Below are 12,392 nucleotides of genomic sequence, written 5' to 3' on the forward strand. Positions count from 1 at the left end.
CCGCCGCTGCGCGGGCCATCCCGAACCGATAACCCTATGACCATCATGGGTTTTAGAAAGAATGTTTCGGCTGTTTTGTGACTGATCAGTCACAATAAAACCAGACAGTTCACCGACACGCCAGCCACCGGAGGGCACATGGTCATCCACCTGCGGAACTTTTCCGCCACGAATCCTCTCAATGCTTTCACGATGGCGCCAAAGCCGGTGTTGTCGGATGTTCAGGTTTTTGCACTGCGAAGCCTTCCGCCGATCGCGGCGGATGAAATCCCGAGGCGCTTCTCCTCCTCCTCCCTCCCTCCCTCCTTCGCGTCGGGGCGCTTCGCAGGCTTTTCTTCTTCCCCCCTCCGCCGCCCCCAACGGGTGGCGGCTCGTCTGGGCTGAGCCATGTACTCGGTCCCCACCCCCTCCCCGATCGGCGGCGCGCCCGCGAGCCCTCCGCAGCGTCCGCGCGTGGCCATCGTCGGCTCCGGCATTTCCGGCCTGGCCGCCGCCCACACCCTCAGCGGCCTGGCCGATCTGACCCTGTTCGAGGCTGGCGACTACTTCGGCGGCCACACCCACACGGTGGACGTGACCCTGCCCGACCCGCTGGGCCGTCCGACCACCTTCGGCGTCGACACCGGTTTTCTGGTGCTCAACGAGCGCACCTACCCCAACCTGCTGGCCCTGTTCGAGCAGCTGCAGGTGCCGGTGGCGCCGTCCGACATGTCGTTCTCGGTCCAGGCGCCGGGCGCCGGGCCGCGCGGATCGGCGCTGGAATGGAGCGGTTGCGACCTCTCCACCGTGTTCGCCCAGCGCGAGAACCTGGGCAACGCCCGTTTCTGGCGCATGCTGGCCGACATCGTGCGTTTCAACCGCCTGACCACCAAACTGGCCAAGCGCGGCGACGACCTCGGCGCCGACAGCCCGCTGCTGGAACCGCTGGGCGACTTCCTGGAGCGCCACCGCTTCTCGGTCGCCTTCCGCGACTGGTACTTCCTGCCCATGATGGGCTGCATCTGGAGCTGCCCGACCGACCAGATGCTGCGCTTCCCGGTCGCGACCATGGTGCGCTTCTGCCACAACCACGGCCTGATCCAGGTGACCAACCGGCCGCAGTGGTACACGGTGGCCGGCGGTGCGCGCCAGTATGTGGAAAAGATCGTGCGCGCCATCCCCGACCGGCGCCTGAACACCCCCGTGCAGCAGGTGCTGCGCGACGCCCAGGGCGTGCGCGTGGTGAGCGAAGGCCGCGTGGAGCGCTTCGACGCCATCGTCATGGCCTGCCATAGCGACCAGGCGCTGGCCATACTGGGTGATGGCGCCACGCCCGAAGAGCGCGCGGCCCTGGGCGCGGTGCGCTACCAGCCCAACCGCGCGGTGCTGCACACCGACGCCTCGGTGCTGCCGCAGCGCGAGAAGGCCTGGGCGGCCTGGAACTACGAGGCCGGTGGCGCGGGCGAAGAGCCGCGCGTCTGCCTGCACTACCTGATCAACCGGCTGCAGCCGCTGCCGCTGAAGACCCCGGTGATCGTCTCGCTCAACCCGCAGCGCGCCATCGACCCGGCCACCGTGATCGGCGAATACGAATACGCCCACCCGGTGTTCGACCTGGCCGCGATCCGCGCCCAGAAGGCCATGGTCGACCTGCAGGGCCGCCACGACACCTTCTACGCCGGCGCCTGGATGGGCTACGGCTTCCACGAAGACGGCCTGAAGGCTGGCCTGCGCGCCGCGCGCGAACTCATCATGGCGCACGACCTGCTGCCGCAGCGCAGCGCCACCGAGGCGCGCGACGCCGCGCTGCCGGGAGTGTTTGCATGAAAGCGGAGGCACGGAGCGCCGCGCAGGCTCTGGTCGGTTTCGGCCAGGTGCGCCACGCCCGCTCGCGCCCGAAGGCGCACGCCTTCGCCTACCCCACCTTTTTCCTGATGCTGCCGCTGCGCAGCCTGCGCCAGCACGGCAACGGCTCCTTGGCACGCAACCGCGCTGCCGCGCTGGCCTTCCACGACCGCGACCACGGCGATGGCCGCGACGACTGCCTGGCCTGGCTCGACGACCTGCTGGCGATGCAGGGTGTCCACGACGCCGACGGTGAAGTCTGGCTGCACACCTACCCGCGCGTGCTGGGCTACGTGTTCAAGCCGGTGAGCTTCTGGTACTGCCACCGCGCCGACGGCACGCTGCGCGCGGTGGTCGCCGAGGTCAACAACACCTTCGGCGAGCGCCACTGCTACCTGCTGGACGCGCCGCGCTTCGGCGTGCCGGCCACCGCCGACAAAGTGTTCCACGTCTCGCCCTTCGCCCCGGTGCGCGGCGAATACCGCTTCGTGTTCATGCGCACGCAGCACGGCGGCGAAGACCGCACCGTGGTGCGCATCGACTTCCACGACGAGCCCGGCGCCGACGCCCTGATCCGCACCAGCGTCAGCGGCACGCTGCAGCCGCTGGAAGCTGCGAGCGCACGGCGCGCACTCTGGGGCCACCCGCTGATGACGCTGGGCGTGATCGCCCGCATCCACTGGCAGGCCCTGCGCCTGTGGCTCAAGCAGGCGCCCTTTTTCCGCCAGCCCGCCGCACCGGCGGACTTCGTGACCCCGGGCCACCCGGCCTCCCGCTGACCCTTGCCTTCCGACACGACATGAACAGCACCACCGCCCCGCAAAGCGCCGGCCTCTCCCTGCCCCGCCACGCCCCGGCCGCCGCCCGCACCACGCTGCAGCTGCTGCAGCGCCTGCGCCACGGCTCGCTCACGCTGCAGCTGCCCGACGGCACGGTGCAGCGCTTCGGTGGCGGCGCCGGGCCGCTGGCCTCGATGCGCCTGGCGAACTGGAACGTGTTCGGCGCTGCGCTCAAGTCGGGCGACATCGGTTTTGCCGAGAGCTACATCGCCGGCGACTGGAGCACGCCGCAGCTCTCCGATCTGCTGCGCCTGCTGATCGCCAACCGCGAGGCGCTGGAAGACGTGGTCTACGGCTCGTGGATCGGCCGCCTGGCCTACCGCCTGCGCCACGTGCTCAACCGCAACAGCAAGGCCAACAGCCGCAAGAACATCCACGCCCACTACGACCTGGGCAACGCGTTCTACGAGCTCTGGCTGGACGAGACCATGAACTACTCGTCGGCGCTGTACGAACAGCCGGGCCAGGACATGGTGGACGCACAACACGCCAAGGTGCGGCGCGCCCTGCGCATGTCCGGCGTGCAGCCCGGCGACCGGGTGCTGGAGATCGGCTGCGGCTGGGGCGCGCTGGCCGAGAAGGCGATCACCGAGTTCGGCGCCTCGGTGACCGGCGTGACGCTGTCGACCGAACAGCTGGCGTTCGCGCAGCGGCGCAACCCGGGCGCCGACCTGCGGCTGCAGGACTACCGCGACATCGGCGACGCCCCTTTCGACGCCGTCTGCTCCATCGAGATGGTGGAGGCCGTGGGCCGCGAGTACTGGGACACCTATTTCAATACCGTCGCGCGCCTGCTCAAGCCCGGTGGCCGCGCCTGCATCCAGAGCATCACCATCCGCGACGACCTGTTCGAGCGCTACGTCGCCGGCACCGACTTCATCCAGCAGTACATCTTCCCGGGCGGCTGCCTGCCCAGCCCCTCGCAGTTCCGCGCCGCGGCCGAACGCGCCGGCCTGCAGGTGGTGGACCAGTTCCACTTCGGCCCCGACTACGCGCAGACGCTGCGGGTCTGGCGCCAGCAGTTCCTGCTGAACCAGGAGCGCGTGCTGCAGCAAGGCTTCGACCCGCGCTTCCTGCGCACCTGGGAGTTCTACCTCGCCTACTGCGAGGCCGCCTTCGACGAAGGCAACACCGACGTCGTGCAGTTCACCCTGCGCAAACCCGACTGACCTTCTGGGAGGACCGGCCGTGCGACACCAACTGCCCCAGCGCGCCTTCACAGTGGTAGCCATCACCGCGGCACTGTGGCTGCCCCTGGCCGCCTCGGTGCACGCCAACGCGCCGGCCGAGGCCGCCGAGGCCGCGCTCTCGGGCAAGGCGCCGCGCGGGCAGTCGCTGTTCCGCTACTGGGGCTTCGAGGTCTACGTCGCCACGCTCTACACCACACCGGCGTTCCGGGCCGAGGGCTTCGAGCAGCAGCGCCTGGCGCTGGAACTGCAGTACCGGCGCGCCTTCAAGGGCACCGACATCGCCCAGCGCTCGATCGACGAGATGCAGGACATTGCCCCGCTGGCACCGGCCCAGGCCGCCGAGTGGAAAGCCGCCATGGATCGCGTGTTTCCCGACGTCGCGCCCGGCGACCGGCTGATGGGTGTGCACCTGCCCGGCCGGGGGGCGCACTTCTATTACAACGGCCGCCTGCGCGGCGTGGTCGACGACCCGGTGTTCGCCGAGCGCTTCTTCGGCATCTGGCTCTCGCCGCGCACCTCGCAACCCCGCTTGCGCGAGGCCCTGATCGCCGGCGCCGCACGCTGAGCCGCCCATGACCGACACCACCGCCTCCGCCGACGCCGCGCGCTTCACCGCGCCCGGGGCCTGGCGCGAGGGCCTGCGCTACGGCCTGCTCGGCCTGCCGCTCGCCTTCGTGGCGCTGCCGCTGTACGTGGTGCTGCCCAACCACTACGCGCGCTCGTTCGCGGTGCCGCTGGCGGCGCTGGGCGCGGTGCTGCTGGCGGCGCGCCTGTTCGACGCGGTGCTGGACCCGTGGATCGGACGCTGGATCGACCGGCTGTTCGCCCGCAGCCACCGCCGCGTGCTGGGCGCGGGTGCGGTGGCGGCGCTGGTGCTGGCGTTCGGCCTGTGGGGCCTGCTGTTCCCGCCGCCGGCCCTGCGGGGCGACGTGGTGCCGCTGCTGGCCTGGGCCGGCGTGCTGATGGCCGTCACCTACACCGCCTACAGCGTGGCCAGCGTGGCGCACCAGACCCGGGGCACGCGCCTGGGCGGCAACGAGGCGCAGCGCAGCCGCATCAGCGCCTGGCGCGAAGGCCTGGCCCTGGTGGGCGTGCTGACCGCCGCGGTGCTGCCGGGCACCCTGGGCCTGGGCGCCACCGTGGCCGCCTTTGCGGTGCTGCTGGCGCTGGGCTGGTGGGCCTGGAGCGCCGCCGTGGTGCCCACGGCGCGCGGCCTCACGCTGGGCGCGCTGGCGCACCAGAACACGCTGGCCCATCCCCTGCGCCAGCCCCGCTTCATGCGCCTGCTGGTGGTGTTCGTGGTCAATGGCACGGCCAGCGCCGTGCCCGCCACCCTGGTGCTGTTCTTCGTGCAGGACCGGCTGCAGGCCCCGGCCTCGGTCGAACCGGCCTTCCTGGCCACCTACTTCCTGTGCGCCGCGCTCTCGCTGCCGCTGTGGGTGCGGCTGGTGCCGCGCCTGGGCCTGGCGCGCAGCTGGCTGGCGGGCATGGCGCTGTCGGTGGGGGTCTTCATCTGGGCCGCCACGCTGGGTGCGGGCGATGTGACCGCGTTCCTGATCGTCTGCGCGCTCTCCGGCGTGGCCCTGGGCACCGACCTGGCCCTGCCGTCGGCGCTGCTGACGGGCCTGATGGACGAACTGGGCGAACGCGGCCAGCGCGAGGGCGCCTACCTCGGCTGGTGGAACTTCGCCGCCAAGCTCAACCTGGCCCTGGCCGCCGGCCTGGCCCTGCCGCTGCTGGGCGCCTTCGGCTACCAGCCCGGCGCACGCGATCCGCAGGCCCTGTGGACCCTCACCGTGGCCTATTGCCTGCTGCCCTGCGGCCTGAAGCTGCTGGCCGCCGCTCTGCTGCAGGTGCTGGTCATCCGCCCCGCAGCACCCCGCGCGCCGCTGCCCGACACCCTGAAAGCCCACCCATGAAACGACGACTGCTGCTCACCGCCGGCGCCGCCGCCACCACCCTGGCCATCACCGGCTGCGCCGGCCCGCAGGTTGGCGACTACGCCACCGAAAAACCCGTGCTGGACCTGCGCCAGTACTTCAACGGCACGCTGGACGCCTACGGTGTGTTCACCGACCGCAGCGGCCAGGTGGTGCGGCGCTTCACCGTGGTCATGCGCTGCACCTGGAACGGCGACGAAGGCGTGCTCGACGAGGACTTCACTTACTCGGACGGCACGACCCAGAAGCGCATCTGGCGCCTCAAGCACGAGGGCAACGGCCGCTACACCGGCCGGGCCGACGACGTGGTTGGCGTGGCCGAGGGCCAGACCGCGGGCAACGCCTTCCGCTGGGGCTACACGCTGGCGCTGCCGGTGGACGGCCGGGTCTGGAACGTGCAGTTCGATGACTGGATGTACCTGCTGGACGACCGCGTGATGCTCAACAAGGCGGTGATGAGCAAGTTCGGCATCCGCCTGGGCGAGGTCACGCTCAGCTTCATGCGGCGCGCCTCATGAACCACAGCTTTGTCGATCCCGCCACCGCCGGTGCAGCCCCGCCGCGCCAGGGCCCCGGCCTGTGGCGCTCGTTCAACCCGCGCATCGGCGCCTGGCAGGGGTTGAGGGTCTGGGTGGTGGGCGCCTCCAGCGGCATCGGCCTGGCCGCTGCGGAGCGGCTGATCGGCCTGGGCGCCACGGTGCTCGCGTCGGCGCGCAGCGAAGCCGGCCTGCAGGCGCTGGTGGAGCGGCACACCCGGCCCGGTCAGCCCGCTCCGGTACAGGCCTGGCCCATGGATGTGACCGACGCGCAGGCCGTGGCGCTGACCGCCCGCACCGTGCTGGCCGAAGGGCCGGTCGACCTGGTGCTGTTCTGCGCCGGCCACTACCGCGCCCTGCGGGCCGAGGCCTTCGACCTGGCCGAGATGCAGCGCCACATGGCGATCAACTACGGCGGCGCACTGAACCTGCTGGACGCCCTGCTGCCGGCCATGCTCGGCCGTGGCCAGGGCCACATCAGTCTGGTCAGCAGCGTGGCCGGGTTCCGCGGCCTGCCCAAGGGCCTGGCCTATGGCCCGACCAAGGCAGCACTGACCCACCTGGCCGAGACGCTGCACCTGGACCTGGCGCCGCGCGGCATCGGCGTGAGCGTGGTGCACCCTGGTTTCGTGAAGACACCGCTGACGGCGCAGAACGACTTTTCGATGCCGGCCCTGATCTCGCCGGACGAGGCGGCCCGCGCCATGCTCGGCGGCATCGCGGACGGCCGGTTCGAGGTCCACTTCCCGCGCCGCTTCACGGTCTGGATGAAGCTGCTGCGTCTGCTGCCCTACCGCGCCTACTTCCCGCTGGTGCACCGCGCCACCGGTCTATAAAGCGGCATGACCCCAACGACCGACCTGCGCGAGGCCGTCCAGCGGCTGGCCGACTTCTATGCGCGGCTGCAGCCACAGGACCTGGACCGGCTGGACCGGTACTACATGCCCAACGCGCGCTTCAAGGACCCGTTCAACGAGGTGCGCGGGCTGCCGGCCATCCGCCGCATCTTCGAGCACATGTTCGCGTCGCTGCACCAGCCGCATTTCGTGATCACCGGCCAGCTGGTCGATGGTGAGCAGGCCTTCCTGGTCTGGGAGTTCCGCTTCCGGATGCGCCGCTTCGACACCACGACCGAACAGGTGGTGCGCGGCGGCTCGCACCTGCGGCTGGCGCCGGACGGCCGCGTGCTCGACCACCGCGACTACTGGGATGCGGCCGAAGAGCTGTACGAAAAACTGCCCGTGCTGGGCGCGCTGATGCGCTGGCTCAAACGAAAAGCGAACAGCTGACCCGAAACGCCTGCAGGGAAGCGATCAAGGATGCCGCGGAACTGGCTCCGCCAGGCCGCAGGCATCGCCCCCTTGAGGGGGTGACGCGCCGCAGGTGCGGCGCGGGGGTGGGGGCATTCAGCTGGGGCGGGTGTCGGCAAAGCTCTGGCGCAGCGCCAGCTTGTCGGCCAGGCGCGCCAGGTTGGGGTGCGTGGTGCGCCACTCCAGCTGCGGGAAGCGGAAGCTGAGGTAGCCCAGCGCGCAACCCACGGCCAGGTCGGAGAGGCTGAGGTGGATGCCCGAGCAGAAGGGCTTGTCGCCCAGGCCACGCGCCATGGCCACCAGCGCGGCGTCGACCTTGGCCATCTGGCGGTCGATCCAGGCCTGGCTGCGCTGCTCCTCGCTGCGGCCGGGCCAGGTGGCCTCCAGCCGCGCCAGGATGGCGGCGTCCATCACCCCGTCGGCCAGCGCCTCCCAGGTCTTGACCTCGGCGCGTTCGCGGCCCGAGGGCGGAATCAGCTTGCCCACTGGCGAGAGCGTGTCCAGGTACTCGACGATCACGCGCGAGTCGAACACGGCTTCGCCGCCTTCCATGATCAGGCAGGGCACCTTGCCCAGCGGGTTGGAGGTGGCGATCGAGGTGTCGGCCGACCACACGTCTTCCTGGATGAACTGGTAGTCGAGCTTTTTCTCGGCCATGACGACGCGCACTTTGCGGACGTACGGGCTGGTGACGGCGCCGATGAGTTTCATGAGGAGTGGAGTTGTGGGGGTCCCTGGGCAGGCCATTTTAGCGAGCGCCTCCACCGCCCGTACCGGCCTGGGGGGATCGGCCGGGCGCCGGACCCGCCTTCTACAATCCGGGGATGCGACCGACCTCTGCCCCCACCGCCGCTGCCTCCGGCAGCCTCACCCCCGTCTCCGCCCTCTCGCCGCTGGACGGCCGCTACGCCGGCAAGCTGGCGCCGCTGCGCCCGTTCATGAGCGAACAGGGCTACATGCACCGCCGCGTGCAGGTCGAGATCGCGTGGTTCATTGCCCTGTCCGACGCTGGTTTCAACGAGTTCCAGCCGCTCTCGCCCGGTGCCCGCACCTACCTGATGGGCCTGGTCAAGAACTTCTCCGAGGCCGATGCCGTGGCCATCAAGGAGATCGAGAAGACCACCAACCACGACGTCAAGGCCGTCGAGTACTGGATCAAGTCCAAGTTCGACGCCCGCCCCGAGCTGGAGAAGGCCGCCGAGTTCGTGCACTTCGCCTGCACCAGCGAAGACATCAACAACACCAGCCACGCCCTGCAGCTCAAGGGCGGCCGCGACGCCGTGCTGCTGCCCGCGCTGGACCAGGTGATCGCCCGCCTGCGCGAGATGGCACACCAGTTCGCCGACGTGCCCATGCTCAGCCGCACCCACGGCCAGACCGCCAGCCCGACCACGGTCGGCAAGGAACTGGGCAACGTGGTCGTGCGCCTGGCCGGCGCGCGCGAGCGCATTGCTGCCGTCAAGCTCATGGGCAAGATGAACGGCGCCGTCGGCAACTACAACGCGCACATGAGCGCCTGGCCCGACTTCGACTGGGAGGCCTTCAGCAAGAAGGTCATCGAGACGCCCGAACCGCTGGGCCTGGGCCTGACCTTCCAGCCCTATTCAATCCAGATCGAGCCGCACGACTACATGGCCGAGCTGTTCGACGCGATCGCCCGCACCAACACCATCCTGATCGACCTCTCGCGCGACATCTGGGGCTATGTGAGCCTGGGCTACTTCAAGCAGCGCCTGAAGGCCGGCGAGATCGGCTCCTCGACCATGCCGCACAAGGTCAACCCGATCGACTTCGAGAACGCCGAAGGCAACCTGGGTCTGGCCAACGCCGTGCTCAAGCACCTGTCGGAGAAGCTGCCCATCAGCCGCTGGCAGCGCGACCTGACCGATTCCACCGTGCTGCGCAACATGGGCGTGGGCCTGGGCTACGCGGTGCTGGCCTACAGCTCGCTGATGACCGGACTGAACAAGCTGGAACTGAATGAAGAAGCCCTGGCCGCCGACCTGGATGCCGCCTGGGAAGTGCTGGCCGAGCCGATCCAGACCGTGATGCGCCGTTTCGGCGTTCAAGGCGCCTATGAGAAGCTCAAGGAAGTCACGCGCGGCAAGACCGTGACCGCCGAGGCCCTGCACACACTGATCCGCAGCCTGGAAATCCCCCAGGCAGAGAAGGACCGGCTGCTGGCCATGACGCCGTCCAGCTACGTCGGCAAGGCCGCCGAACTGGCGCGCCGCACGTAATTCTTTTGGATAAATCTGGCAGGGGCCGGGCACCAGTTGTCCGGCCTTTTTGCATTTTGGGCGGACAAACCCCCGAAGTTGTGCGGTTTTTCATGCACAGTCTGTGACGCGTTTGACATATCGCAACCAGCACCTGGGTGCCCCTGCATAAAGTCCGGCGCTTGTTTTCTCTCCGCCGCCGCCCGACACAGGGCGCCAGCGCCCCAGGAGCCCCGGCCATGGCCATTGAACTGTTCAACCAGAACGGGCACGTCTGCCTGATGTTCGCCCACCTCAGCGACGAGGGCGGGGAAGCCGTGCAGGCCAACCAGTTCCTCGTCATCGATGGCGACCAGGGGGCGGTCATCGACCCGGGCGGCAACATGGCGTTCAACGAGTTGCTGCTCACCATCGGCCGCTATTTCCCGCCCAACAAGCTCACCGAGATCCTGGCCTCGCACGCCGACCCGGACATCATCGCCTCGCTGGACCGCTGGATGACCAGCACCCAGGCCACGCTCTACATCTCCAAGCTGTGGGAGCGCTTTGCCCCCCACTTCTGCAAGCCCGGCAAGACCGCGGGCCGCATCATCGGCATACCCGACCCCGGCATGCGCATCAAGCTCGGGCGCAGCGAGATCATCGCGCTGCCGGCCCACTTCATGCACGCCGAAGGCAACTTTCAGTTCTGGGACCCGGTCAGCAGGATCCTGTTCTCCGGTGATCTGGGCGTGTCGCTGGGCACCTCCAAGGAAGCGGGCGAACCCATCACCAGCCTGGCACCCCACCTGGCCCGCATGGAAGCCTTCCACCGCCGCTACATGGTGTCGCAGAAGATCCTGCGCCTGTGGGCGAACATGGTGCGCGACCTGCCGATCAAGATGATCGTGCCGCAGCATGGCGCGCCGCTGGCTGGCGACGCGGTGAAGGAGTTCATTGGCTGGATCGGCGACCTGACCTGCGGCATCGACAACGTGACGCAGGCGAACTACACGATCCCGGCCTAGCCCGTTTTCTCTTCGATCGCCCGCTCCGCGTAGCGGTTGAAGCGCCAGGCGTCCCCTTGCAGGGTGATGCGCCGCCACACACCCCGTTTTTCGGCCGGACTCATGGCCGTCCAGTGCTGGACCTCGTCGAAACTGCGGCCGCAGCCCTTGCACACCTCGTCGCCCTGGCTGGTCGAGCAGATGGCGATGCAAGGCGTGTCCGGCGTGGTGTCGAACCAGGCCAGCCAGGCCTGACGGGCCGCGGGCGGCAGGGCCGCCTCGTCGGTCTCGGTCTGCCGGTGGTAGGCCATCAGGGCATAGACCTCGGCCAGAGCACGCAGGGGCAGTGTCAGAGGCGCGGCAGCATCGAGCGAGGGTGAGCGCTCACGCCAGTAGTTGATGGCTGCCTCGATGTCGGTGATGTGGATGCCTGCCATGGGAGGGCGATGATACGGTGTGGAAAGTGCTTACCTGCGGCCAGGGTCGAATGCAAGGGCGCGCCGCTACAATCGCCGGACTCGAAGGGGAGTAGCTCTCCGGGAGGGAACCGCGCTCGGCGCACCGTTTCAACCCGTTCGGGTCGTCGTCAGGACGAAGCACATGCTTCCGGCGATCCGAGCCCGGTGCCCGCCACCGGCCTGAGCAAGACCTTTGGACTGTCCCTGCGGACCGATCTAGGCCTCACTGCTCCTTCGCGCCGATGTCCACCATCCGGCGCCGGGGGTCGGTCTGCGCCAAAACCGGCCTGTCAGGGGCCCATCACCACACAACGAGGCATCCAATGGATTTCCTGACTTCACCCGAGTTCTGGGTCGCTCTGGGACAGATCATCATCATCGACATCCTGCTCGGGGGCGACAACGCGGTCGTGATCGCGCTGGCCTGCCGCAAGCTGCCTCCTGCGCAGCGCACCAAGGGCATCATCTGGGGGACAGCGGGCGCCATCATCCTGCGCGTGGTCCTGATCGCGTTCGCCATGACGCTGCTGAACGTGCCCTTCCTCAAGCTGGTCGGCGCCATCCTGCTGGTCTGGATCGGCATCAAGCTGATCGCGCCTGACGAAGACGGTCACGGCGACATCCAGGGCAGCGACAAGCTGTTCGCCGCCATCAAGACCATCATCGTGGCCGACCTGGTGATGAGCGTGGACAACGTGATCGCCATCGCCGGCGCCGCCCAGAATGCGGGCGAACACTCGCTGCTGCTGGTGGTGCTGGGCCTGCTGATCTCCATCCCCATCATCGTCTGGGGCAGCACCCTGGTCATCAAGCTAATGGCCCGCTTCCCGGTGATCATCGTGGCCGGCGGCATGCTGCTGGGCTGGATTGCGGGCGGCATGTTGGTCACCGACCCCGCCTTCGTGAACCCGGACAAGTGGACCTGGATGCCCAAGCTGGGCTCGGTGGACGAGAAGGGTCTGGCGGTCATTTCCGACACGCTGTACTGGACCGCCCACGTCGCCGGAGCCCTACTGGTGCTGGCCGTCGGCAAGTTCGTGGCCTCGCGGCAGAAGCCCGCGGAAGAAGCCGGCGCCTGATCGCCCGAGCG

13 protein-coding genes are annotated in these 12,392 nt (G+C 69.1%); 11 read left to right on the top strand and 2 right to left on the bottom strand.

Going from position 1 to position 12,392, the window contains the following annotated elements:
• Positions 1-387 precede the first annotated feature (387 nt).
• From HFL01S_RS12015 to HFL01S_RS12050, 8 genes are read left to right on the top strand one after another with little or no spacing between them, the layout of a single operon-like run.
• Positions 388-1,806, top strand: a complete 1,419-nt coding sequence (locus HFL01S_RS12015; RefSeq protein WP_084383248.1) for an NAD(P)/FAD-dependent oxidoreductase — start codon at positions 388-390, stop codon at positions 1,804-1,806.
• Positions 1,803-2,603 (top strand): DUF1365 domain-containing protein, encoded by an 801-nt coding sequence (locus HFL01S_RS12020; protein ID WP_066258706.1) that lies wholly within the window; start codon positions 1,803-1,805, stop codon positions 2,601-2,603. Before HFL01S_RS12015 ends, HFL01S_RS12020 begins: the two co-directional genes overlap by 4 nt.
• Before the next feature lie 20 nt (positions 2,604-2,623).
• The gene (locus HFL01S_RS12025) at positions 2,624-3,832 is read left to right on the top strand and encodes an SAM-dependent methyltransferase (RefSeq protein WP_066258707.1); all 1,209 of its coding nucleotides are present in this window, start codon (positions 2,624-2,626) and stop codon (positions 3,830-3,832) included.
• Between the two features lie 19 nt (positions 3,833-3,851).
• The gene (locus tag HFL01S_RS12030) at positions 3,852-4,418 is read left to right on the top strand and encodes a chalcone isomerase family protein (RefSeq protein ID WP_084383249.1); all 567 of its coding nucleotides are present in this window, start codon (positions 3,852-3,854) and stop codon (positions 4,416-4,418) included.
• 7 nt (positions 4,419-4,425) lie between these two features.
• A complete protein-coding gene (locus HFL01S_RS12035; RefSeq protein WP_066258708.1) occupies positions 4,426-5,772 on the top strand; it encodes an MFS transporter in 1,347 nt (448 codons plus the stop codon).
• Positions 5,769-6,311 (top strand): DUF3833 domain-containing protein, encoded by a 543-nt coding sequence (locus HFL01S_RS12040; RefSeq protein WP_066258710.1) that lies wholly within the window; start codon positions 5,769-5,771, stop codon positions 6,309-6,311. The genes HFL01S_RS12035 and HFL01S_RS12040 overlap by 4 nt, the downstream gene beginning before the upstream one ends.
• The gene (locus HFL01S_RS12045; protein ID WP_066258711.1) at positions 6,308-7,165 is read left to right on the top strand and encodes an SDR family NAD(P)-dependent oxidoreductase; all 858 of its coding nucleotides are present in this window, start codon (positions 6,308-6,310) and stop codon (positions 7,163-7,165) included. Before HFL01S_RS12040 ends, HFL01S_RS12045 begins: the two co-directional genes overlap by 4 nt.
• 6 nt (positions 7,166-7,171) lie before the next feature.
• Positions 7,172-7,618, top strand: a complete 447-nt coding sequence (locus HFL01S_RS12050) for a nuclear transport factor 2 family protein (protein ID WP_066258712.1) — start codon at positions 7,172-7,174, stop codon at positions 7,616-7,618.
• 117 nt (positions 7,619-7,735) lie between these two features.
• Here HFL01S_RS12050 and HFL01S_RS12055 read toward each other — a convergent pair whose 3' ends face one another.
• Entirely contained in the window at positions 7,736-8,350 is a 615-nt protein-coding gene (locus HFL01S_RS12055) for a glutathione S-transferase N-terminal domain-containing protein (RefSeq protein WP_066258715.1), read from the bottom strand.
• Positions 8,351-8,463: 113 nt separating this feature from the next.
• Here HFL01S_RS12055 and purB point away from each other — a divergent pair, with 113 nt between their 5' ends.
• Together purB and HFL01S_RS12065 are read left to right on the top strand one after the other, a co-directional pair.
• A complete protein-coding gene (gene purB / locus HFL01S_RS12060; RefSeq protein ID WP_066258717.1) occupies positions 8,464-9,879 on the top strand; it encodes an adenylosuccinate lyase in 1,416 nt (471 codons plus the stop codon).
• A 218-nt stretch (positions 9,880-10,097) separates the two neighbouring features.
• Complete coding sequence (locus HFL01S_RS12065) at positions 10,098-10,865, top strand: oxygen-binding di-iron domain-containing protein (RefSeq protein ID WP_066258718.1); 768 nt, start codon at positions 10,098-10,100, stop codon at positions 10,863-10,865.
• On the opposite strand, the gene HFL01S_RS12070 is transcribed toward HFL01S_RS12065, so the two are convergent.
• Positions 10,862-11,281 carry a DUF3717 domain-containing protein gene (locus HFL01S_RS12070; protein ID WP_066258720.1) on the bottom strand — a complete coding sequence of 140 codons (420 nt, stop codon included), beginning with the start codon at positions 11,279-11,281 and terminating at the stop codon, positions 10,862-10,864. The two genes, HFL01S_RS12065 and HFL01S_RS12070, sit on opposite strands and share 4 nt — an antisense overlap.
• A gap of 344 nt (positions 11,282-11,625) precedes the next feature.
• Between HFL01S_RS12070 and HFL01S_RS12075 the strand changes: the two genes are divergently transcribed.
• The gene (locus HFL01S_RS12075; RefSeq protein WP_066258722.1) at positions 11,626-12,381 is read left to right on the top strand and encodes a TerC family protein; all 756 of its coding nucleotides are present in this window, start codon (positions 11,626-11,628) and stop codon (positions 12,379-12,381) included.
• The last annotated feature ends 11 nt before the right edge of the window (positions 12,382-12,392 follow it).

Source organism: Hydrogenophaga flava NBRC 102514, assembly GCF_001571145.1.
Classification (GTDB): domain Bacteria; phylum Pseudomonadota; class Gammaproteobacteria; order Burkholderiales; family Burkholderiaceae_C; genus Hydrogenophaga; species Hydrogenophaga flava.

Bases quoted from the DNA above. Each gene is read 5' to 3' on its own strand.
- purB (WP_066258717.1), top strand. From the start codon at position 8,464: ATGCGACCGACCTCTGCCCCCACCGCCGCTGCCTCCGGCAGCCTCACC.
- HFL01S_RS12020 (WP_066258706.1), top strand. From the start codon at position 1,803: ATGAAAGCGGAGGCACGGAGCGCCGCGCAGGCTCTGGTCGGTTTCGGC.
- HFL01S_RS12055 (WP_066258715.1), bottom strand. From the start codon at position 8,350: ATGAAACTCATCGGCGCCGTCACCAGCCCGTACGTCCGCAAAGTGCGC.
- HFL01S_RS12035 (WP_066258708.1), top strand. From the start codon at position 4,426: ATGACCGACACCACCGCCTCCGCCGACGCCGCGCGCTTCACCGCGCCC.
- HFL01S_RS12040 (WP_066258710.1), top strand. From the start codon at position 5,769: ATGAAACGACGACTGCTGCTCACCGCCGGCGCCGCCGCCACCACCCTG.
- HFL01S_RS12075 (WP_066258722.1), top strand. From the start codon at position 11,626: ATGGATTTCCTGACTTCACCCGAGTTCTGGGTCGCTCTGGGACAGATC.
- HFL01S_RS12045 (WP_066258711.1), top strand. From the start codon at position 6,308: ATGAACCACAGCTTTGTCGATCCCGCCACCGCCGGTGCAGCCCCGCCG.
- HFL01S_RS12070 (WP_066258720.1), bottom strand. From the start codon at position 11,281: ATGGCAGGCATCCACATCACCGACATCGAGGCAGCCATCAACTACTGG.
- HFL01S_RS12050 (WP_066258712.1), top strand. From the start codon at position 7,172: ATGACCCCAACGACCGACCTGCGCGAGGCCGTCCAGCGGCTGGCCGAC.
- HFL01S_RS12025 (WP_066258707.1), top strand. From the start codon at position 2,624: ATGAACAGCACCACCGCCCCGCAAAGCGCCGGCCTCTCCCTGCCCCGC.
- HFL01S_RS12065 (WP_066258718.1), top strand. From the start codon at position 10,098: ATGGCCATTGAACTGTTCAACCAGAACGGGCACGTCTGCCTGATGTTC.
- HFL01S_RS12015 (WP_084383248.1), top strand. From the start codon at position 388: ATGTACTCGGTCCCCACCCCCTCCCCGATCGGCGGCGCGCCCGCGAGC.